This is a genomic window from Serratia sp. 506_PEND (assembly GCF_001076875.1).
Taxonomy (GTDB): Bacteria; Pseudomonadota; Gammaproteobacteria; order Enterobacterales; family Enterobacteriaceae; genus Serratia; species Serratia marcescens.
Window position 1 is genome coordinate 1 of record NZ_JVEL01000466.1, and the last position, 22042, is coordinate 22042.

Annotated in this window: 21 protein-coding genes and 3 pseudogenes; 12 read left to right on the plus strand and 12 right to left on the minus strand. The window is 52.1% G+C overall.

Translation table 11 applies throughout. The features are described 5' to 3' along the window. Positions 1-308: 308 nt before the first annotated feature. Positions 309-1591: pseudogene (locus tag ADK28_RS18755) on the minus strand (tyrosine phenol-lyase); the annotation flags it as partial. 713 nt (positions 1592-2304) lie between these two features. Between ADK28_RS18755 and ADK28_RS33055 the strand changes: the two are divergent. Further along, a complete protein-coding gene (locus ADK28_RS33055; RefSeq protein ID WP_239686259.1) occupies positions 2305-2466 on the plus strand; it encodes a hypothetical protein in 162 nt (53 codons plus the stop codon). Between the two features lie 547 nt (positions 2467-3013). On the opposite strand, the gene tnpC (ADK28_RS18770) is transcribed toward ADK28_RS33055, so the two are convergent. The 4 genes from tnpC (ADK28_RS18770) to ADK28_RS18780 form a co-directional block, all read right to left on the minus strand. Beyond that, a complete protein-coding gene (gene tnpC / locus ADK28_RS18770; RefSeq protein ID WP_048796365.1) occupies positions 3014-4606 on the minus strand; it encodes an IS66 family transposase in 1593 nt (530 codons plus the stop codon). 30 nt (positions 4607-4636) lie between these two features. Next, positions 4637-4987: an IS66 family insertion sequence element accessory protein TnpB gene (tnpB, locus tag ADK28_RS18775; RefSeq protein ID WP_048796366.1), complete on the minus strand. Its 351-nt coding sequence runs from the start codon at positions 4985-4987 to the stop codon at positions 4637-4639. Next, positions 4984-5397: a transposase gene (locus ADK28_RS30335; RefSeq protein WP_075202106.1), complete on the minus strand. Its 414-nt coding sequence runs from the start codon at positions 5395-5397 to the stop codon at positions 4984-4986. Before ADK28_RS30335 ends, tnpB (ADK28_RS18775) begins: the two co-directional genes overlap by 4 nt. Positions 5398-5478: 81 nt before the next feature. Next, positions 5479-5979: a helix-turn-helix domain-containing protein gene (locus tag ADK28_RS18780; protein WP_048796376.1), complete on the minus strand. Its 501-nt coding sequence runs from the start codon at positions 5977-5979 to the stop codon at positions 5479-5481. 706 nt (positions 5980-6685) lie between these two features. On the opposite strand from ADK28_RS18780, the gene ADK28_RS18785 reads away from it, so the two are divergent. The 3 genes from ADK28_RS18785 to ADK28_RS30340 all read left to right on the plus strand — a co-directional run bounded on the left by ADK28_RS18785 (position 6686) and on the right by ADK28_RS30340 (position 8120). Next, entirely contained in the window at positions 6686-7348 is a 663-nt protein-coding gene (locus ADK28_RS18785; protein WP_239686262.1) for a tyrosine-type recombinase/integrase, read from the plus strand. 194 nt (positions 7349-7542) lie between these two features. Continuing rightward, positions 7543-7770, plus strand: coding sequence for a type II toxin-antitoxin system Phd/YefM family antitoxin (locus ADK28_RS18790; protein ID WP_048796367.1), 228 nt, complete (start codon positions 7543-7545; stop codon positions 7768-7770). 50 nt (positions 7771-7820) lie between these two features. Then, on the plus strand, positions 7821-8120 hold the full coding sequence (locus tag ADK28_RS30340; RefSeq protein ID WP_239686260.1) for a type II toxin-antitoxin system RelE/ParE family toxin: 300 nt from the start codon (positions 7821-7823) through the stop codon (positions 8118-8120). A gap of 316 nt (positions 8121-8436) precedes the next feature. Here the strand turns inward: ADK28_RS30340 and ADK28_RS18795 are convergent, their stop codons facing one another. After that, entirely contained in the window at positions 8437-9426 is a 990-nt protein-coding gene (locus ADK28_RS18795; protein WP_048796368.1) for a replication initiation protein, read from the minus strand. Between the two features lie 1145 nt (positions 9427-10571). Here ADK28_RS18795 and sopA point away from each other — a divergent pair. The 3 genes from sopA to ADK28_RS18810 all read left to right on the plus strand — a co-directional run bounded on the left by sopA (position 10572) and on the right by ADK28_RS18810 (position 13600). Then, on the plus strand, positions 10572-11738 hold the full coding sequence (sopA, locus tag ADK28_RS18800; RefSeq protein ID WP_048796369.1) for a plasmid-partitioning protein SopA: 1167 nt from the start codon (positions 10572-10574) through the stop codon (positions 11736-11738). Continuing rightward, positions 11738-12721 carry a ParB/RepB/Spo0J family plasmid partition protein gene (locus ADK28_RS18805; protein WP_048796370.1) on the plus strand — a complete coding sequence of 328 codons (984 nt, stop codon included), beginning with the start codon at positions 11738-11740 and terminating at the stop codon, positions 12719-12721. The genes sopA and ADK28_RS18805 overlap by 1 nt, the downstream gene beginning before the upstream one ends. A 564-nt stretch (positions 12722-13285) precedes the next feature. After that, positions 13286-13600 (plus strand): hypothetical protein, encoded by a 315-nt coding sequence (locus tag ADK28_RS18810; protein WP_048796371.1) that lies wholly within the window; start codon positions 13286-13288, stop codon positions 13598-13600. Positions 13601-13754: 154 nt separating this feature from the next. On the opposite strand, the pseudogene ADK28_RS33550 reads toward ADK28_RS18810, so the two are convergent. Continuing rightward, positions 13755-14178, minus strand: a pseudogene (locus ADK28_RS33550) (alkyl sulfatase C-terminal domain-containing protein); the annotation flags it as partial. Positions 14179-14627: 449 nt separating this feature from the next. On the opposite strand from ADK28_RS33550, the pseudogene ADK28_RS33450 reads away from it, so the two are divergent. Next, a pseudogene (locus ADK28_RS33450) lies at positions 14628-15303 on the plus strand (DUF3644 domain-containing protein); the annotation flags it as partial. Between the two features lie 85 nt (positions 15304-15388). Here the strand turns inward: ADK28_RS33450 and ADK28_RS18820 are convergent. From ADK28_RS18820 to ADK28_RS18830, 3 genes are all read right to left on the minus strand, one after another. Continuing rightward, positions 15389-15805 carry a type II toxin-antitoxin system VapC family toxin gene (locus ADK28_RS18820; protein WP_048796372.1) on the minus strand — a complete coding sequence of 139 codons (417 nt, stop codon included), beginning with the start codon at positions 15803-15805 and terminating at the stop codon, positions 15389-15391. Next, positions 15802-16032, minus strand: a complete 231-nt coding sequence (vapB, locus tag ADK28_RS18825; RefSeq protein WP_048796378.1) for a type II toxin-antitoxin system VapB family antitoxin — start codon at positions 16030-16032, stop codon at positions 15802-15804. Before vapB ends, ADK28_RS18820 begins: the two co-directional genes overlap by 4 nt. A gap of 704 nt (positions 16033-16736) precedes the next feature. After that, positions 16737-17372, minus strand: coding sequence for a DUF2913 family protein (locus ADK28_RS18830; RefSeq protein WP_048796373.1), 636 nt, complete (start codon positions 17370-17372; stop codon positions 16737-16739). Between ADK28_RS18830 and ADK28_RS31700 the strand changes: the two genes are divergently transcribed. Beyond that, positions 17362-17736, plus strand: coding sequence for a hypothetical protein (locus tag ADK28_RS31700; RefSeq protein WP_147882596.1), 375 nt, complete (start codon positions 17362-17364; stop codon positions 17734-17736). The two genes, ADK28_RS18830 and ADK28_RS31700, sit on opposite strands and share 11 nt — an antisense overlap. Here ADK28_RS31700 and ADK28_RS18835 read toward each other — a convergent pair. Together ADK28_RS18835 and ADK28_RS18840 are read right to left on the minus strand one after the other, a co-directional pair. Beyond that, positions 17722-18258 (minus strand): stationary phase growth adaptation protein, encoded by a 537-nt coding sequence (locus ADK28_RS18835; RefSeq protein WP_048796374.1) that lies wholly within the window; start codon positions 18256-18258, stop codon positions 17722-17724. The genes ADK28_RS31700 and ADK28_RS18835 overlap by 15 nt on opposite strands. Before the next feature lie 189 nt (positions 18259-18447). Beyond that, positions 18448-19041 carry a tyrosine-type recombinase/integrase gene (locus tag ADK28_RS18840; RefSeq protein WP_239686261.1) on the minus strand — a complete coding sequence of 198 codons (594 nt, stop codon included), beginning with the start codon at positions 19039-19041 and terminating at the stop codon, positions 18448-18450. Positions 19042-19750: 709 nt separating this feature from the next. On the opposite strand from ADK28_RS18840, the gene tnpA reads away from it, so the two are divergent. The 3 genes from tnpA to tnpC (ADK28_RS18850) all read left to right on the plus strand — a co-directional run bounded on the left by tnpA (position 19751) and on the right by tnpC (ADK28_RS18850) (position 21979). Continuing rightward, positions 19751-20080, plus strand: a complete 330-nt coding sequence (gene tnpA, locus ADK28_RS31705) for an IS66 family insertion sequence element accessory protein TnpA (protein ID WP_049191698.1) — start codon at positions 19751-19753, stop codon at positions 20078-20080. Further along, positions 20074-20412, plus strand: coding sequence for an IS66 family insertion sequence element accessory protein TnpB (tnpB, locus tag ADK28_RS18845; RefSeq protein WP_048795397.1), 339 nt, complete (start codon positions 20074-20076; stop codon positions 20410-20412). The genes tnpA and tnpB (ADK28_RS18845) overlap by 7 nt, the downstream gene beginning before the upstream one ends. 64 nt (positions 20413-20476) lie before the next feature. Next, on the plus strand, positions 20477-21979 hold the full coding sequence (gene tnpC, locus ADK28_RS18850; protein ID WP_048795398.1) for an IS66 family transposase: 1503 nt from the start codon (positions 20477-20479) through the stop codon (positions 21977-21979). Positions 21980-22042: the final 63 nt, after the last annotated feature.

Sequence of the window (22042 nt, forward strand, 5' to 3'; positions counted from 1 at the left end):
GTTCTGGCTGCTGTGCCTGGCCGGCTGCGCCTGCCGGGGCACGGTGCTGTGGGGGTTTTACTGAGGTACTGACACCGTCCCACCGTGACCCGGGACCCGGGCCGGCGGGATGTGGCGGCCAGGTATGCTGCCGGCCAGGCATAAAAAAGGGGGGTGTCAGAAACGACGGGGCATACACAGTCCGGTCAGCCGCTAACAGCTACTGACTGGGTACGGCCCGACGGTAATGAGCAGGGGCGCCAAGGCCAGTTGTCGCCTTCTGCCGGAGACAAACTGTCCCCGGCACAGTCGTGTGAGCGATTTTTACACTAGCAGTAATCAAAACGAGCCGTGAAGAAGCGCAGCTGTTTGGGTTCATAAATAAACTGCAGACCGCGAATGCTCGTTCTATGCTGGAACAATTCAATAATACCGTCAGCGACTTTGTCCATATGTGCATAGGTGTATACGCGACGTGGAATGGTCAGGCGTACGGTTTCCAGTTGTGGCGTGCAGTTTTCCCCCGTCATCGTATCGCGTCCTGCGGAAACAATACCGCGCTCCATAGCGCGCACCCCGGTCGCAACATAAATACTGGCAGCCAGGCTTTGCGCAGGCAGTTGCTCCTGTAGCAGATGCGGACAAAAACGGCGGGCATCAAGGAAGACCGCATGCCCCCCAACAGGTTCGACAATGGGAATGCCGGCCGCCAGCAACTTGTCGCCTAAATAGCGCACTTGCTGAACACGATGTTCGATGTATTCGAACTGCATCGCTTCCCGCAGGCCGATGGCCATCGCTTCCATATCGCGCCCGGCAAGCCCGCCGTAAGAGGGCATGCCCTCATATACCACTACCAACTCCCGGACAGCATTAAACAGGGGCTCATCGTTCATGCACAAAATCCGCCGATGTTGACCAGACAATCTTTTTTGCCACTCATCGTGCAACCGTCGGCATAACTAAACATTTCCAGAACGATGTCGGCAATCGACCGATGCCCATACCCCGCCTCTCTTTCCTTGATGAAATAGGCATTTTCCACGCAGCGGGTCGCATCATAATACACTTTGATGCCATATCTGCGGGTCAGGGCGTGCACGGCGCGCATGTTGCCCATGGAAACCGGTTGACCACCGGCCATATTAACGGTAATGGCCAGGCAGACATAGGCGATATTTTCAGCCCCTTTATCTGCAATCAACCTTTCCAGCTTGTGCAGATCGACGTCACCTTTAAACGGCAGGATGGCGCGGGCGTCGTGGGCCTCGTCTCGGATAATGTCAACGAATGTGGCCCCGTTTCTCTCCTGGTGATAACGGGTCGTGGTAAAATACATGTTACCGGCAACAAATTGACCCGGTTTTATCGCGACCTGCGAAAGCAGGTTTTCTGCGCCGCGCCCCTGATGGGTTGGTACCACATATTTAAATCCAAACAGCTCGCGGACCGTGCTTTCAAGATGGAAGAAATTTTCACTGCCCGCATAGGCTTCATCGCCCAACATGATACCCGCCCACTGTTTGTCGCTCATGGCATTGGTACCGCTGTCAGTCAGCAGGTCGATATACACGTCCCGTGAATTTAATAAGAACGTATTGTAGCCGAGCTCATTTGCTCACCGGCAACAGGCTGATGATGATGGTGCTCCCTGGCTGATATCTGTCTGCTATCATTTCCAGCAGGTCAGACGCTGGCCGGTCGTTCAGCTTTTCCAGCATTCAGTCTTTGGGTTTGTACATTGGTTGAACGTAGAGGAGACTGGCGAGCTGTTGTGACCATCGCCGCAATAAACGCGAGGTTTTACTGGACGTCATTGCAATTCTTCCCGTCTATAAAACTGAGCAAAACATAAGTCGCTGCTCTTATTGTCGACATGGCCAAAGTATAGGTTAAACGGCGTGGCGGGAGGTTTAGTATGCGGATTTAAATTATAACTCATTGTAAATGTTAAAAAAGTTCAGATAATACGCATTATGTTAAATTGAATTACTGGGTACGCACCGGCGTTATCCTGGCCGTCCTTTCGCGTCCCCCTCATTGTTGCTCAGCGTAGACACCCCTTCTTTATCTCGTGAGGGTACAGGAAACCGTCCAGACACTCAATCGTACACAGGCATGTGTGCTTGCTGCGCTGTTAGATGACAAGTCGATCACGACGTCAGGCTATACCATTCCTGCTGATTATGGTGAGAAGCGCGCTTCTGCAGTTTAGAAAAGCAACACTCATTTCCCATTTCCATTAGTCGTGTTGAAACGGAATCGGACGTCGGAAACCGCACAAAACAATCCTTGTTCTTCATCACCCATGAAGATCAGGTGCGGTTGAAAGCAGAACCGGAAGCCGTTTTCAAAGAGCGTTATGAAAGTGCCTGCCGTAAAAAGGAAAGTCAGGCGCAAAAAGAGCTTGCCCGCTTGGTTAAAGAATATGGGAAGGATGGTGTCCTTTTTTACCTGATTTTTTTCGTCGATAACATTATTAGATAACAGCATGAGAAAGCCTTCATCTTGACTTTCCCATGAGAGTTATTTTTTTTAATAAATATTATTTTATATTTAGGTTTGTAATGTCTAATTCAAACTCCCCCTCCATACCCAGTTTCTTCATTATGGCGGGTAAAACCTGATGGATTGTTCTCATTCCTACCAGTAACTCGTTCATATAAACATCCGGGTGTAAGCGCGATTTGTTAAACCCTAAGCTCTCTGCTTCAGCTTCATGTCCTAAAGAGTCATGAGGGTGATATACTAGGTTCAATAGTTCGGCTTTCAGTGGATACCCTTTACGAAAAGCGATCTCCTTAACCTGAGAGATCCACCGCCCATAATCAGAGGTAACTCGGTACTTAAACATAGCGAGGTTCGTGGCGAATGCATTATTAACATCAATCTTACTGGCTGCCAACAACAACAAGCATGACTCAATCTCCGAGCCAACATCGAACAACTCATCATCGTTATCATAGATTAGGTCATAAATATAAGCATAGTAAAATCCATAGACGTAAGCGTTAAGCGAGCGCCGTATTGACGGCTATTTATGGGTGAGATCTACGTGCCATGGCAGCAGTTCTGCCACTTTATTTGAGGGCCACTCCGGCAGCACGCTCAGGATATGGCGAAGATAAGCTTCCGGATCGATACCGTTCAGCCGGCACGTTCCGATTAGTCCATACAGCAGGGCTCCCCGCTCGCCACCATGATCGCTGCCGAAGAAGATATAGTTTTTCTTTCCCAGACATACTGCACGTAATGCCCGCTCAGCGGCATTGTTATCAGGCTCTGCCAGACCATCATCACAGTAGTAGCACAGCGCATCCCACTGATTCAGGGCATATGCGAACGCCTCACCCAGCCGGGATTTTTTCGACAGCGTTGCGCTTTTCTCCACCAACCACACATGCAGGGATGCCAGCAGCGGCTTGCTTTGGGATTGTCTGGCTGCCAGTCGCTCTGCTTTCGGGAGGCCGCGTATTTCCTCTTCTACCGCGTACAGCTCGCCAATACGTTTCAGGGCTTCCTCGGCTGTCGCCGTCTGAGTGCTTATATAGACGTCGTGGATTTTGCGTCGCGCGTGGGCCCAGCAGGCGGCTTCGGTTAACGGGCCACCTTCACGCTCTGCACTGAACAACCTGTCGTAACCTGCGAAGGCGTCCGCCTGCAGCACGCCATGATAATGACGAAGATGCTGTTGAGGATGCTTCCCCTGCCGGTCCGGCGAGAAGGCGAACCACGCTGCGGGCGGGTCTGACGAGCCAGCGTTCCGGTCATCGCGAACATACGTCCAGATGCGCCCGGTTTTTGTCTTCTTTCTGCCCGGCGCCAGTACCGGCACCGGAGTGTCATCCGTATGCAGTTTGCGGCAATCCATCACGTAGCGGTAAAGAGCCTCATCCAGCGGGGCCATTAACCGGCAACACGCATCCACCCAGTTGGAGAGCAGAGCCCGGCTAAGATCCACGCCCTGACGGGCAAAGATTTCGCACTGGCGATATAGCGGCAGGTGCTCGCAGTATTTGGCCGTTAACACGCGGGCCAGCAGACCCGCCCCGGCGATACCCCGATCGATGGGGCGTGATGGCGCAGGCGCTTCAACGATGCAGTCGCATCGGGTGCAGGCCTTTTTCACCCGTACCGTGCGGATCACTTTCAGGGCGCTGGAGACCAGCTCCAGTTGCTCTGCGCTGACTTCGCTGAGGTATGCCATATCGCTGCCGCAGTCTGGACAACAGGTTTCGGCGGGCTCCAGCCTGTTTATTTCGCGAGGAAGATGGTCAGGCAGAGGACGGCGATGGCGCGACTGGCGAAGCTGACGCGGAACCTGCTGATCTTTATCCCGGCCACTGTAACGATCGCTTTGCTGCTCCTGCTGCTTCAGCAGGGCTTCGGCGTCTTCAACCTGTCGGCGAAGTTTTTCGGAGCGGGTACCGAACAGCATCCGCCGCAGTTTTTCTATCTGTGCACGCAGATGCTCTATTTCACGCTCTTCGTTCTCTATTTTCTCTTCGGCGCGGGCCAGCGCTGAGCGCAGAAACGACTCAGTCTCTGCAACGAGGCTGAGTTGATTGTCTTTCTGGCGGAGCGCGTCTTCCAGCGCGGCTATACGGGCAAGATAATCCTGACTCATGACCCCATTTATAATAAGGCCATGCTCTTTTTACAACATTGTCAGTGAGTTAAGGCGTGTAGTTTTAGGCTGACGCCAGTCCAGCTTATCGAGGAGCATGGCGAGTTGTGTGCGGGTGATGGAGATTTTGCCGTCGCGTACAGCAGGCCAGATGAACTGGCCTTCTTCCAGCCGTTTGGTAAACAGGCACAGGCCGTCAGCATCAGCCCAGAGGATCTTCACGGTGTCCCCCTTGCGGCCACGGAAGATAAACAGGTGCCCGGAGAACGGATTTTCATCAAGTGCATGCTGTACCAGTTCGCCCAGGCCATTGAAGGATTTACGCATATCCGTGACGCCGGCAACCAGCCAGATACGGGTGCCTGACGGGAGGGATATCATTGGCTTCTCCCGGTCAGCTCGCTGAGCAGCACGGCTAGCAACTCTGGTGACGGGTTCTCAAGCGTCATTTTGCCGTGGCGGAACTCGACGCAACAGGAGGAGGCGTTCAGCGCTGAGAACTGAGCTGGCTCAGTGTTCATCCTGCCAGATGGAGTCGGATCAGGTACCACCTCAACAGGTAGTATCGTTGGTAGTGATGAAGTCACTACGGTAGCCGGAAGGCGGCGTGATATGCGGCCTTCATTCTGCCAGAGCCGCAGCCATTTGAAGATGACGTTATCATTAACGCCGTTTTCACGGGCAATCTGAGCAACGCAGGCACCGGGACGGGAAGCCAGTTCAACCATACGAAGCTTGAAGTCATTCGAATAAATCTTGCGGGGTTCTTTTCGCCAGGATTGGGATTCCATACTTAGATGTCCGTCTGTAACAGGTGGGCGTCTAAGTTACCAGTACTGGCTAAATGGCTACATACGGCCCTGGGTTTACGCTTACCCATAGACATCATTGAGGGCACGGTATATTTGAGATATCAGTGAAAAATAGGGGTTTTCCTCGACCATATCCCAATCCATATCTTCATCGGGATCACTAAAGTCCACATCCAACTCAGTCGGAAATTCTTTCGGTATTGTGATCCCCATCTCATTCAGAGTTCTTAATGTTTCAGCACATAATAATCCATCTGGATCTGTTAATGGCTCAGTTTCGTAGCCAGTTTCCGCATTCTCCAATGCTGTTTCAGCAATATATTGAATAACTTTTTCCCATTTCATGGCTTGTTCCGATGAGCCGACTAACAACACCAGATCAGGGTCCAGCGTATTGATGCCGGAGAGCTCTCGCATTTTTTTCTCCATGTCATCGGACATGTATTCTCCTTTTTTCCATTTACTGACCTGTGCCGGTGAGATACCGAGACGTTCTGCCAACGCCTTCTGGCTACAATCAAGGTTTTTTAACACGAGTTCGACGAGAGCTTGGCTGGACATGAATAGAGATCTCCTGATAGGAAAATATAGTTTATTTAAGCATAGTATTAAGTAAATTAAATTTTAGCATAAATTTAGTTCATAACATAATCTTTTTACTTAATTTCTAGGCGCACTTATGATTTATCACCCCTTAGGGTTAACGCGAGGAAAGCCGAGTTGTACATTAGTTATCCCCCGTTTCTGTGGATAACCCAGATATGGTATATTTAAAACGGTCAGAAACACCATATAGGGTGTTTTTAACCCCTAGCGGCGGTTCGACGGGCGTCAGCCGCCGCTAGTATTTCGATCCCCTTCTATCGGTATTTATCCGTTATACTCCTGTTTTACCGATTTGCAGATCCGCGGCAGCAGATTTATTGCGAACGATCACCGTGGCGTTCTCAGGCACAATAGAGGCTGAGTTTTCTGCCAGTACCCGCCCTCCTTCGACGAAAATGGGCGAATCTTCAGCAGATTGCGCTACGTGAAAAATAAATTTTTATCAGGGCTCTGGTGCTGCAGATTTTACGTAGCGCGATCAGGTGAAATGACTTACTCCGCCCTTCCCGAGAGCGACTGATCAGGAAAGGTGGAGGAATTTTCTGATCGTCGCAAACCTATGGTTACGAGGTGAATTGTGTCACTGATTGCGTATGAACCCTCTGCCCACAACAGGGATGAGGTACCCAGTCCTTATTTTGATTTTTCCCAGGCTGTCGCCATGCGTCGCATGGCGCTGAACCTGTCCGACCAACCAGCCTATCTGCTGGCGCCGGAGATTATCTTGTTGCTCGACAATATCGCCGATCTCCGCCGGCGGATGCTGTTTGATTTTTTATGGAATACCGGGGCACGGATCAACGAAGCCCTGGCGGTGACGCCGAAAGACATTGTGCTCGATGCGGTGAAACCTTTTGTGGTACTACGAACCCTGAAGCAGCGTAACCAGACCGCCGGTCGCCGTGGCCGCCCCGGAAAGGACACGCCCGTCAGGCGTACCGTGCCGCTACTCGATCCCGGTTTTGCTCGCCGGCTGCGCGATCATCTGGCCACCTTTACCCGCTATATCACCAAGCCGGTCTGGGAGATCTCCGATGACACCGCACGCAACTGGTTGAAAGACGCCCTGGGCCATGCTCAACGTAAAGGGATGCACTTCTCTATCGAGAGCATCACACCGCATACCTTTCGGCACAGTTTTGCCATGCATCTGCTCTATAACCGGGTACACCCAAAGATCCTGCAGTCGTTCATGGGGCACCGGGACTATAAAAGTACCGAGATCTACACCCGGGTGTTCGCACTGGACGTCGCTGGCCAGCTGGGCGTACGATTTGAGATGACCCCTGAACAGGCTATGCAACTGCTCACTCCGAACAGATAATATCTCCACCTTTTGCTGCGTGTGCGACTGTTTGGGATAGCCATTGAGTTACACTGTCACTAACGGTCTCGGCACGATGAAGGATCACAGCCTCGGATTATGGGGTATGACTGACTGTGTATTCCCGGCTTGCCATCAGTTTTTATTAGGTCTATATTTAGACCTAATAAATGTAATTGCGGGAAATATCTATCATGAAAACCGAGACGATCAGTTATTTGAAACAAAATGCGGCCAAACTCGATTTAAGCGAACCTTTGATCGTGACGCAAAACGGTCACCCTGCGTATGTGATCGAGTCTTATGATGACCGCATCCGCCGCGATGAGAGCATCGCGCTGCTCAAACTGATGACCTTGTCTGAAAAAGATCTCGAGCAGGGACGTTCTTTCAGCCGTGAACAGCTACTGGACAGTCTGTGATGGCGGCGGGAAAAGTCACGTTTAGGTATTCCGCAACGGCAACAATGACCATGCAAACCATTGCACATTTTCTTCGCTCTCGCCAAATCGAACCAAAGTCTATACTCTCCCAGGTGTTGGATGAATTTGAAGAAAAAACGGCCTTATTCCCTGAAGGAAGCCCCGTTTGTCCTGAACTCCTGGCCCTGGGATGTGCCAAGTACCGTGAATGCAACACTGCGGATGGTTATCGTGTTCTATACAGTCAGCAACGGGTTGAAAATGCCGGCGTGATCCATGTTCATGCTGTATTATCTCAAAAACAGCATATTGCGAGCTTACTGTTCAATCGGATTCTGGAATGGCAATAGTCTGTCTATAAGGACGCCGGTGACGCTGAGCCACCTGAGGTCCGGCATGTTTGCCTGAACCGCCTGGCGTCTGAGGAGGAGCCGATGAATCGGATTATTCGTGTCACACCAGGGGGGCATATGAGCAACGGATCCAAGTCGTTCGGGAGAGGATACTGGCTGGTGTTAATGCTCCTGTCAGCGAGCGGACTCTGGAGGACATTTTTATCGCCGTGATGAAGGAAGCGATCGTCGACGCCGACTTATGAGTCTGTCTCGGATATTGCACGGACCGCTATGGGCTTTATCTGAGCTTACTTGATGCACATCAGAGATGTCACTCCGCCGTCTTTCGGCGTTGAGCCCGAAGTTTGATGGCGTCCAGTGTTTCTCTTTCCTGGTCACGGAGGCCCACTTTCTTATACCAGCCCGCCAGCTTTCGTAAATCAGGCACACTCACTTTCTCGTTAGGATCGTAGGCCTCCAGTTGTGCCATGTACCGAGTCAGTAGTGCGATACATTTTCTGGCCCATTCCCCTTCGGCGGCGGATCCGGCTGTTACATGAGGGCGACGTGGCAGACGTGGGCGCATCGGTTTCACCGCTTCCGGTGCAGACTCATCGACGTAGGTAAATTTGATGGCATGTACCGAACGGCCAATCTTCACCGGCTCCCAAATCACCGAGATATCGGTCGAAGCATTGATCCGATCCAGGGAAGGTTGGAGCAGCTTTTGTCTAAAGTCCCGGTAATCCTGGTATTTCCCCTGCAGATTAGCTTTTTCTCGCATCCATTCGAGCTCGAGGGTCACTTCTATGGTCCCGTGGCTCCGATACCGGGTCAGGTTACGTGCCTTGACCAGCCAGCTGTAAAGACGGATCGAGAAAGGGGTATCCAGCCTGGCGAGGTTTATAAAATCCAGTTTGGTAAAGCTTTCTTTCAGCTCAAACAGATAAGGGGCAACGTCCTGACCAAAACGCAGCACGACCGCACTGTGGTCGTCATTGCTGACATACTCCAGACGCGAAAACCAGGAAAGCTGTACCGTTCTGACTTTCCCATTTCGGTCTTCTTTGTAGATCGTCACCGGTTTTTTCATCAGGCTATCAGCGGCATCGCGCAGTTGTCGGTGACTGCTGGTCGGATTGACACCGTAAATACGCTGGTAATCACGAGGATAAAGCGTGTACAACATGTCTGGTTGTGGCTTTCTGCTATCAATTTGCGCAAGGGCCAGGTTCAGGAGGCGCATCTCGTCCAGAGTGACGCCATAGGCGCCTTCAAGAAGATCGTTCCCCTGCACCACCGTCAATGTGTCATGATTCATTCGCTCTATCCATAATGTGGAAACACCAAAACATTATTCCACATTAGGAAGGGGCGCGTAAATCGTAATCTCCACCTTGAACCATGATATTCCTCACAACAAATTTACCCACGTCAGGAAATGATTCCACCTGTCTTCCCAACGCCCATGTCAGGATGCGCAATGACATCGTGGCGCCACAGATAAAAACTCCACCTTTACCGCGCACGAACAGGAAGTCTCTCCACTCATAGAAATGCTCTGAATACTCTCCCTCCCCTTTCTTCAGACAAGCCTCCGAATAAAAGCCGATATCAGAAGAAACTGAATACAGAATAAGATCTCAACGTGCCGAATGGCATACACATAAAATCATTCCACACTTTCCGGCCCCTTTAACAGGAAATTTGCCCCCCCTTCCTGACGGCCTTACAGGTAATCTCTCCACCTTCGTTTGTTACATGAACAGGAAAGTCCTCCTCCCAATACCGCCAACTCATACAGAAAATCCTTCCACCATTATTGGCCCCCTTCCCTCCCCACACACATCAAGTCAAACAGCTCTCGAACCCAACCACAGGAAATGTCTCCACAGATCTTCACTGCATCGCACATAAAATCACTCCACTTATAACTCACCTCTAACAGGAAATCTCTCCACTGATGAGAGTAACCTGTTGTGCAGTAAAGAAAGAGGCAACAGAAAAAAGCAACAGAAAAAAGCTCCACCTTTGCGTCTGACCTCTCAAGGTACATAATGATGATTCAGACCGATCCTGTAGCAATAATATTGCCGTTTAGTGTCCAACATCTTAATTTATCAACAGAAATTTCTTCTTCATAAGGCATAAAAGGGATCCACGTGGATCATGAAATGGATCCACTGCAAACAGAAAAAACCTCCACGCGTCATACTGTATATCACTGATAGTATTGAATTATTTCATTGACAAAGAGAAAGTTAAAAAGAATAAAATAACAAATATCCTTCGGATATCTTGTTAATTCTATCCCTTTGGTTAACGTCTTCATGAGCTCGTTAGATCTGTCTTCTGCTGACAGACGTCGCTTTTATGCCTTATTTGTCACCTTATGCGCTTTAACTGTTGTTTTGCACTTTTGTTGGTGTTTTACTATAAAGGTGCAAAATTAGAGTAAGGAATCACATGGATCTCAAGTCAACGCTGGATCGTTGTATCGAACGTGGCCAATTTATGACACAGGAAATTGCGAAAGCGCAATTTGGTGATGACAGTCCTCAAGCTCGAGCGATTACTCGGCGTTGGCGGATCACTGAGGCTTCAGAACTGGTGGGGGTCACGGCGCAAACGATCCGAAACTATGAAGAATCAGGAAAGTTGCCCTCCCCGGAAACCGCGATGATCGGACGCGTTGAGCAGCGCACCGGATATTCGATACAGCAAATCAATGCCATGAGAGATGTGTTCGGGACCCGCCCAACCAGGCCGGTCGGACAGGATCCTGTTGTCCTTGCAGTCGCTGCGCATAAAGGGGGCGCTTACAAAACATCCACATCGGTCCACATCGCTCAATGGATGGCATTACAGGGATTACGTGTCTTATTGATTGATGCCACAGATCCTCAGGCAACCGCGTCGCTTTATCATGGGTATGTTCCGGATTTGCATATTCATCCCGAAGACACCCTTCTCCCTTATTATATGGGCCAACGTGACGATGCGGCTTATGCCATCAAACCCACATGCTGGCCTAACCTGGACATCATTCCCTCTTGCCTGGCTGTACACCGTATCGAATCCGAAATTTATCCGTTGCATGATGCAGGGAAACTCCCTGTGGCACCGCACCTTCTTCTTCGGGCAGCCATTGAATCAGTGTGGGACAGTTATGATGTGATCGTGCTGGACAGTGCTCCCAACCTGGGGATAGGGACAATTAATGTCGCCTGTGCTGCCGATGTCATTGTCGTTCCTACACCGGCGGAACTGTATGACTATGTCTCTACCCTGCAGTTCTTTACCATGTTGCGCGATCTGATGCTCAATATTGACTTGAACGGTTTTGAACCCGATGTTCGCGTCCTGATCACGAAATTCAGTAATGCCGTCGGCAGCCAATCTCAATGGATGGATGACCAAATCCGTAACGCCTGGGGCGGGATGGTGCTGAAGGAGGTTGTGCGTGTGACAGATGAAGTCGGCAAAGGTCAGGTGAGGATGCGTACCGTTTTTGAGCAGGCGGCGAATCAACGTTCAACGCCGGCTGCCTGGCGTAACGCGGTGTCCATTTGGGAGCCGGTGTGTGCTGAGATTTATCATCGATTAATCAAAACGCGTTGGGAGAATGCGTAATGAAAAGAGCCCCTGTATTACGTCATGCACCGACGATCAACTTTGACGAAGCTACTCATGCGGCCCCGGCCAAAGATCGCGATCTTTCGCCTTCGGCGCCCGCAGTAAGCCAACTGTCTTCACGTGTTAGCGCGATGAAAGGAAACAGTATCACTCTGCCGGTATGTGGGGAGGAGGTGACCTTTGTTCTGAAAACCATCACTTCGGATCAGATAGAAGTCAAAACGACCATCTTTGCCGGCAACGAACGTATTCAGGACTTATTAACCGAATCTTCCCTTGATGATTTGTTGCCCTCGTTTCTGACGTCAGGCCAGCAGTCCCCTGCTTTTGGGCGTTATCAGAATGGCCTTGTCGAAATTGCCGATGGCAGTCGACGTCGTAAGGCCGCCCTGCTGACTGGTAGCGAGTACAAAGTTCTCGTCGGTGAGTTGAACGATGCGCAAATGCGCTGGTTATCTCAGATTGGAAATGATTATCGACCAACCAGTGCGTATGAGCGTGGATTACGCTATGCCCGCCGGCTCTTTTCTGAATTTAATGGCAACGTCAGCCATCTCGCCGACGCAGAGAACATCTCACGCAAGATTATTCAGCGCTGTATAAAAACCGCCGAACTGCCCATTGAAACCTTACAGTTGTTTGCGAACCCGAATGAACTGAGCGCCCGTAGTGGCGAAATGCTTTACAGGTTTCATGAGTCTGATTTTGCCGCGCTAAAGCTGCTGACTCAAGTGCTGCATGAACAGCAATCTGAAGGTGTCACCTTTAGTACCGAAGAACTGCTCAAACGCCTGATGCCGGTTACCAGGACAAAACCCGATGTCACCGTGCGAAAGTTTGCCGTCGGTATTGAGGCTAAATACTCGGATAATGCGGTTTCCTTTCATCTGACGGATGTGCCTGCCTCGTTGATTGAACGTATTGAAACGCTGCTTGATGAGCATGCAAAATCGCAAAACCGCAAAACCGCTAATCCATGAAGTGGGACCACGGTCCCATTTATCCGTTATCCTTCTTTTATCTTCGCCTATAACAGGGGGATTTCGTTAGGTGGGACCATGGTCCCACTTGATAAATCCTGATCCGCAATTACCAATATTGTGGGTACTCCAATAGGCTGTATGTCATTCCTGCCTATGTCATGTGAGGAGTAAAGGCCTATCCCGTCGATGCAATGTACTGATTGAAGCGCAGCGGTCACCAGACATGGTGTTTGACGTCGAGTCCCCCTGGAGTTACGTACAGAGAGGGATTACGGATGCTGCGTGATCGTCCTTCACGTTTTGCTGGTAGGTATTCCGCCCCCAGATTTCCTCCTGGGGACTCACCCCTGGCGTTTTCGCTGACGGATCGTGTCGGATAAGTCCACAACGTACCCGGCGCCACCGTAGAGAAGGAAAATTGGCACACTGAGCCGAAAGCGTGCTTTTACCGTATCCTCACCGGTAAATTCCAGGCTACTATAGGCAGGATTTATTAGGGGCATCATGAACTACTATGCAGAGGATCACTTCTAGGTATCGTTAACTAACACTGGAAGTGTCATGAAAAAACTGAAACAGCAGTACAAGTACGCTGTCACATACCCTGGATGTCGTTTTTTTGGGGTTTATTACCCTTTACTCAAAAACTGGCTATTCAAGCGTTTCAGCACTCGGCAGGAAAAAAGTTTTTTTTATCTCCACCTTATTGAATATAAAGAATATCCAATGAAGCTGAGGGCTGCCCGCGGAAAGCGACTGGCAGACCCATGGGATGATTACTCTTCGGATGCATATGACGTGGCCAAAAGTTGGAAACACAATTCCAAAAGAAAGCACCAGTACTACCGCTTACCTCACCCTGCCTATTGGTCATAATCGTGTAAAAGCAGCCTTCGCAGAGGGTTGCTTTACTTTATTTGACCATTTCACCACGCCAAGCGGAAAGTATCTTACTTCTGTAATGTAGACTACGAGTCATGCCATGAGTTATGTACTCCCTGCAGGTATACTTATCCGCTGGGAGTCTTATTTAAGGTGTGACAATATGGATCCAGGATTCACATTTACCCATGTATGCGAGCATGGCGTCGAGATTAGCGATCTTGCCACTCATCTTGACTCGTCGTTATCCAGCGTCTGTTTCAGCGTCACTTTGTTCAGGAGAATGTTGTTCAGTATGTCGCGGTTGAGTGTGATTGTGGTATACGCATCGTTGACTTCTGCACCGGCGGTATGGTTCAGTACGCCGGTTTCAGTTTGTATTTGTCGCCGCATTGTTTAGGCCGATATTAAATAACGGTTTTTTATCATCTACCTTCTGGCCGTTAATGTGTACCGCCAGATAATTGAAGAACATCTCTGGCGTCATCGCTCACACCGCTCCTGGGTTGGCGGTGTTTGGTTCAGGCTCCTTTCACCACGCCATTACGCAGTCCCTTCGAACCGGTCAGGTAGACGCTACAGGCCTGTTGTTGTTGCAGGAGTCCCTCCTACACCAGGAGGAGGTCTGCGGTGTGCTGGCTCAGCCATACTGTTTTTCACCCTTTTCCATCGAGGCGTCGTTGTTGATATCCCTTCGCGTTACAGTTCTACTCAACTGTTTTATCGCACGTGGCACAGTGGCCAGTGGGGGTACTTTTCTTCTGTGATCACTCGCCAGCTCTACTCAGCAAACGGGTTCAGGTTCAGAGCAATGTACTCCTTTCTCAGAATCCAATGACTGGCGGATTAACAGAGGTTTTTATAATTGCGATAATTAGGGAGTCTGCATATGGATATTTACGGGCTGCCGAGTCGGATCCGAATCAGGCAAAGTCGGAAAACGCCTAAGCTGACGTATAGAGCGTTACGCATTACCTCCTGCATTCCTTCCCGTTATACTGTGAAAAAACAGGAGACTGGCGTGAAATTGAAAATGCAGGATCTGAGACTGTTCAATCTCGTATTTGAAAGCGATCCAGCCTGGATACTGGATTTCTCTAACCGCGCGTTGTCCGTTTTTTTGATGAAGAACTGAACATCGATATTGATGATGAGCGGTATCAGGAGGAGGGATCATCAAAAGCCAAACGCGTCAGAAGCTTACTAAAACAGGTGGATTGTGAGACCGCCTTGCGGGGGCCTCAGTGCCCTCTGGTAATATAAAACGGAGTCCCTGCCTGAGCAGGTTGAACAAATTCGGAATGACTTTCTGGCATTGATTTCCCGTCTGAAAAATACCGACCTGATACCGCAGGGGCATTAAGCCTGTCCTGGTATGGCACGGGATTGACTGGTCTTTACTTATCCGCGATGAAAACACTGGCACCGCATCCACGGGCGTTCCGGCTCGAAACCTGGCTGGCTGAACTGTTCAGTGCCTTTAAGCTGGCCCCCATTCGTCTTTTCGCAATACCGGCGAACAGAATGACGGCAGCTTTCGACTGAATGATGATTTTTACCTGATGGATGCAAAATGGCATCAGAACAGGACACCGGCTGCCGATCTTCACATCTTTGAAGGAAAACTCAGCACCAAAGCGACCTGCACACGAGGAGTGTTCATCAGCTGGATGGGATTTACGCCTGAAGGTTTGACCGGCTTAGCACCCTTAAAAACAAACTACCCGGCACGCTGAAATAGCCGACCGGGCGTGATGCGGGCTGATCCCTGAAACCCTCAGCTTACTTCACCCAGTCTTCCAGTATGAGACCCGGCACCCGTGCAAACTCCCGCGTATTATTCGTTACCAGTATGGCGGCGGCCGCAATAGCATGCCCGGCGATCGCCGTGTCGTTCGGGCCGATTGGTGTCCCGGCCGCGGCCAGGGCGGCCTTGATCTCGGTGGTGGCGTCCACGGCTGCCCGATCCCAGGGCAGTATGGCATCGAGGCGGGCACAGAAGGCGTCGACCAGTTGCGCGCGGCGCGGCGAGGCCTTTTTGCCAATCGCCCCAAAACGCATCTCGGCATAGGTGATGGCCGAGACCACGATACGGTGGTTACGTAGAACAACCTGCTCAAGCCGCTTGATTACGGCTTGCGGTTGTTCGCGCATAATGAACGAACAAATGTTGGTGTCGAGCATATAGGTCTTGTTCACAGGTCAAATCGCCCCTCGTCGCTGACCACATCCGCCCGCTCCGCCATAAAATCTGCGTCAGCTTTTTCTAGCTGCGCAAAGGAGCCCCAGGTCGGCCGGACGGGACGCAGAATGATGCTGTCCCCTTCCCGGACGATCTCCAGCTCGCTCACCCCCTCAAAATCCAGATCGCGGGGCAGACGGATGGCGCGGTTGTTGCCGTTTTTAAAAATGGATACGGTTCGCATGATGTCCTCCTGGTTTATGGCTTCATAGCCCATCAGCATAGGTTCAGTATAGGTCAATGTGTTACTTGTGTATAGGTGATACATATGCAGATGTGTGACATATGGATATGTTTTACCTATGTAACTTTCTGTGTTTTTCGCTTCAGATCCGATTTCTGGCAGTCCCTGATCCGCGGATCGTCACCCTCCCCCGTCGCCCCACAAAACACAACATGTGCCACTTGTTCAGCTGATTTTTCTTCTAGATGTTGTGTTTTGTCGGGGTGATCGTTAACGTCGATCCCCGGCGCGAAAACCGCGCTGTGATTATTTTCCTGCCGTGGTACACTTCCGGAAAGTTGCCATAATCTAGAAAATAGGATCAGCCGGAAACCGCCGTTCGGTAATTTAACTGCGTGGCTATATGGTTGCTTATTATCAGATGAGTGATGTTTGCGCCAGGAAACTGCGAGGGTGATCATAGTCATTGAGGGGGGCGGGGCAAGGTGATTGATCTATCTAGTGTGGCGGTCCCCGGCTTCTGGCGCGTGGGAAACCAAGATTAGCCTGACGCGATCAGGATAGCCTCGGCAACGCTGATCCACAAATGCTCACGGAGCGCGCCGACGGTGATAAGCCACCACTACTGTTGGGCGTCAACTGGGTATGCCCCTTCTAGAAATACGTACCGTTTAATTCCTCAACTGTATCCAACCGTAGGGATGTCAGGCTGGCGCGTTGCTGTGCTCGCCTGACTCCAGTGTTACCGTCTGATATGTCGGCTTGCTGTCTGCAAGGCGGGCCTGCAGTCCATACTCTGCCATGACCTGAATGAACGTATCGGCGTCGCCGACAATGCGAAAAGAGACCGGCTGCAGGTGATGGCCATCCTGAGAGAAGGCGGCATTGAGCGCCGTTTTTTCGACGTAAAAACCGTTTTGCTGGGACGGCGTGAGTGTGGTTTCCGACCGCCACTCGCGGGCATCAATCACATAGTTGTCCCATCCCCAATCTTTCAGGGTTTCAGTCGCGTAAGTGAGCCGGAACAAATCGGACTGCGCGGCGAGATTGACGCTGCAGGAGCGCCACAGGTATTCCAGATGCTGGCGCAGTTTACCGGCCGGCCCGTGTTTACGGCCACGTTCGAGCAGCCAGATGATATCCACGGCGACGCTTCTGGGAAATCGCTTCTGTTTTTGGGCGGTGGCCAGCCAGCGGATCAGGAACAGATTTTCGGCGTAGGGTGTGCCAACGATGCCGTCCTGGCGGGCCAGCCCCAATGCTGCCAGGGCACAGAACGCCAGATGGCTGAGTGCTGCGGTGGTGTTATCCGTAGTAACGGATTTGGTTTTGTCTAACAACGTTGTCTGCCCTGCCCGTTTTGACGAATGGTTAAAGGAACTCTGCGATCCATCACCATTCAGTGTAACTGGCAATCCGGGCAGTGACCAGCAACGCATTGCACAAAATGTAATACAGATGTATTTCTTTTGTGATCATTATCCTGGCATCAAGCGATATAACACTGTATCAGATATATTAGATTGCAATAACGCACGAGGTCTCTATAATATGGTTAAGGATGCAGCAGACTGGTTAATCCAGACATCCCGCTACCAACGTAAGTTGGTCAGGCCAAGTCCGGTAAAGGCGCTTCTGAATACCAGAGTTCTCTCTGGCGAAACCCACCTTAAGGTGGGTTTTGTTATTTCAGGGGTGTGGTAACGGCTTTCCGGCCAACAACTTGCTGGCAATAACAAAGAAACCCACCTTCCCTCCCCCTGGCTTGGCATCAACCGCATAGGCGCTGGTCACGTGTATTCGGAGTTTCTTCCGTTCCCGGAACGCTTTGAAGGGGACGTGGTAATAGCAGCGCTCGCCCTCGTCATTCAATGCCTCGATCACCGCATAGCTGCCATAGCCGGCATGGATAATTCGCTGGCGATCCAACGACAGTATCATGTCTTTAAGGTAGCGCTGCGCCAGGCCGTAGCGGTTTTTGCAGAACGGACGTGACTCTTTAGGCGAGTGATACATCAGCGCCCGCTTCTCCTCCTCGCTCTGTTCCGGGTAATCTTTGCAAAAGCAGTGAAACGAGTAGGATACGATGAATTTATAGACCTTGTCCGCCTTACCCTCGCCGCGGTGCGTATAGATCACTTCGTGGGCGTCGAGAAAGGAAAGGTCCCAGGTGTTCCCTTCCGCATCGGTGAAAGGACGCCATTTTTCCACCTCATCAATTTTCACGTCTTAAACTCTCCCAACATGACTCTCCCTGATGATCCTGACACACGAAATAACGGATGGCAGTCATGCTAACACAGGTGGCACCGACGTTCTTGCTCGGGATAAACACCCGCTCATCATCTGCTTCAGCACATATAATGTAATACAATATCACATCATTATGAATTACCAGTGTAATACATACGTATTCTATTTTTGCATCGGCAGGTGCGTGTATTCGCGGTGATCCAGCGAGAACGTCACCCCCAGCTGCGGCGCCACGTCCAGCGCAAATACCTTCAGGTAAACCTCCGTGCTTTCATAACGTTCATGGCCCATGTAGGTCTGCAGCACTTTCGGCGGTACGTGGTTGAAGAACAGGTGCATCGCAAAGCTGTGCCGGAGCGTCTTGGGATTAATGGCCGGCAGCGCAAATTCAATCCCCTCCTCCCTGGCGCGCGCGACGGCCTGCTGCAGCCACAGCCAGGCCGTTTTCCGGCTGACGTCAAACAAGGGGCGTCGCCGGCCGGGGCGGAATGTCGCCAGGAACCGGCGCAACTGATCGACGTAGCCGGCATCGAACAGAGGCACTATCCGGGCTATCTTTTCATCTGCCGATGGCCGTCCCCTGCCCCGCTGGCGCTGTTTCAGCGTGCGCAGCCGAACACAGGGGTGAGGTCCCTCGAGCTGCAGATCTTCCGGCGTCAACGTCAGGGCTTCGGTAATGCGTGCGTCGGTGTTCCACAACGTGGCATACAACATGCGCTGCCGCTCGTCAGGCAGATAATGAAGCAACACCACCACCTCGGGCGCCAGCAGGTATTTAGGGAGGTAAGGTTGCAGGAGCTCCTATGTGCCGCAGCGCGAGTGCGGTCTCGTACTGTGTCACGGCAACCGGCCGATCAGTGCTGGTCATCAACATGGTTCCCCCTCTGAAGAATGTTTCTGTATGTCTTTTGTATTACATGTGTAATTCTGTTGAATTACATTATCCCCCGGTGACCACCGGCAGGCTGGGATATTGCCATCGGTGTGTTGGGTGCCAGCATGTGGTCTGTGCCTGGCCGGTTGCCGATGATCACATGCCCTGGCGGTGTTTTAAATTGAAATACAGATGTATTACATCGGTGCGCTGTGAAAAATCTGCAAGGTAATCCCCCCTGCCCGCTTTAAATTTTTCGCGTAGCGCAATCTTGCCGATGTCGTCTATTTTGACAGCCTGGGAGACCGAGCGCCACGGGAATAAATCGCCGATGCACCGATACTGAGGTAAAAAAATTCGAAATAAACGGAAGTTGTTACCACTCTATTTTAGACAAGGTGGGACGTGCGGAACGTAAAAAGTGCCCTGCTCTGCCGGCGCGTCAGGCGGGAACGGGGCTGGCGGCGATCGGCGGTCGCAGACATACCGACGAAACACTCTACCTGTTCGTAAGCACGCGGTGAACTCACATTGTTAATCCTTGTGCGACTCGGCACGCTTGAACCTCATGTTCACTACGCAGGTTCCCCCATGCCAAAATCTCGCCATACCCTCCAACAACAGCAGCAACATGTCGCCGACTGGCAATTCAGCGGCCTGTCCCGCACTCAGTACAGCCTGCAACACCATCTCAATGTCAAAACCTTTTGCAACTGGGTCGGCAAGTGGACCAAAATCCCAACGTCACCGGCCGCTGAACCCCCTTTTATTCCGGTGACTGTTGCCCCTGAAGAGGCACCGCTATCCCTCCCCAACATAGACCCGCATATGCCCGCCATTACCCTGAATTTAAAACGGTGCTCCATCACCTGCCAGCCCAGCCAGTTGCCGGCCATCATGGCGGAGCTCAACCTATGCTAATGCCTCATGCCATCTGGCTGGCCCGTGAGCCGACCGATATGCGCCGGGGTATTGATACCCTGACCCGGCTGGCCGATGAACACTTGCCCTCGCCCTTACCGCCGGGAACCGCGGTGGTTTTCTGCAACAAGGCACGCTCACGCATCAAAGTGTTGCAGTGGGACAAGCACGGCGTCTGGCTGTGCACCCGCCGGTTGCATCAGGGCCACTTCACCTGGCCCCGCCCCGGGGATACCGCCTGGCCGCTGACGGCAGAGCAGTTCGCCTGGCTGACCAAGGGGGTAGACTGGCAACAGGTTGAGGGGCTTGACCTGCCGGGCTGGGAAACCTGAGACGTTAAACGTTAACGTCATGATATGACGTGATTATCACCGTCCGTTATGTCAAGCTGCTGATATGGATATCGACGCGCTGTTTACCACACAAGATCCCCATGAGTTACGTGTCCGGGCTCTGGCCCTGCTCGAAGCTCAGGCTCACTACATCCAGGCCCTGGAAGACGCGCTGAAGGCCGGCCGTCGCTGGCGCTTCGGCCGCAAGAGTGAAGCCTTCCAGGGCGAACAGCGGAGCCTGGCGGAAGAGGATGTCGATGCCGACACCGCCGACCTGGAACAGCAGTTGGCGGCGGTGTTACCGGCAGGCAAGGCGCTCCCTGGCACACCGCCCAAACGCCAGCCATTGCCGCCAGAGTTATCCCGTGAAACGGTCCGTCTTGACCTGAGCAGTCATGACTGCCCCGACTGCGGGCACGCCCTGCGCCCCCTGCGTGATGAGGTGAGCGAACGGCTGGAGTACATTCCGGCTCGGGTGGTGGTGCATCGCACGGTGCGCCCGCACTACAGCTGTCCCTGCTGTGAAACCGTCCATACCGTTCCCTTACCGCCTCAGCTTATCGAAAAAGGCCAGCCCGGTCCGGGGTTGTTGGCCCAGGTCACCGTAGCCAAATGCAGTGACCATCTGCCGCTATACCGTCAGCAGAAAATCTACCTGCGTCACGGTATCGATATTCCCTGCAGCACGCTGGCTGGTTGGTTCGGTGCGGTGGGGGCGGCACTGAAGCCACTGGCCGACGCCCTGCGGCAGGACCTGCTGCAGCAAGCGGTACTGCAGGCGGATGAGACACCGTTACTGTTGCTCAATCCCGAAAAAGGTCACAGCCAGAAGGGGTATCTGTGGGCCTACGTCAGCGCCGCCGGGGCAGACAGGGCGGTGGTGCTGTATGACTGCCAGCCGGGCCGCAGTGGCACCTATGCCAGCGCGATGCTGGATAGCTGGCAGGGTACGTTGGTCGTGGACGGCTATGCCGGTTACCGGGCGCTGTTCGACGAAGGTAGCGTGAAGGAAGCCGGCTGCTGGGCGCATGTGCGTCGGAAGTTCTTCGACCAGCACAAGGCGAACGGCAGTCCGGTGGCAGAAATCGCCCTGGCCACTATCCGCGAGCTGTACAACCTGGAGCGACGGATAAAGCAGCGCCCGGCAGAACAACGACGACGATGGCGACACCGTTATGCCAAACCGCGGTTGAAGGCGTTCGAAAGCTGGTTACAGGTGAAGCAGCAGAAGACGGCACCAAACTCGGGGATACGCAAGGCCATCGACTATACGTTGAAGCGATGGGCGGCGTTACTGGTCTATCTGGAGGATGGTCGGGTACCGATAGACAACAACCGGGCGGAGAACGTGATACGTCCGGTGGCGGTTGGGCGCAAGAACTGGCTCTTCGCAGGCAGTCTGCGAGCGGGTCAGCGAATGGCGAATATCCTGAGTCTGCTGGAGACGGCAAAGCTGAACGGTTTGGAGCCGTATGCCTGGTTGCGTGATGTACTGACGCGGTTGCCGTCGTGGCCGAACCGGCGGTTGAATGAGCTGCTGCCGTACGCCGGCAATACCTTCCGTTAGTCCTCTGAAAATCCAAAACACAAACTCACCTTGCAACGCAAGGTGAGTTCACCACGTGCTTAC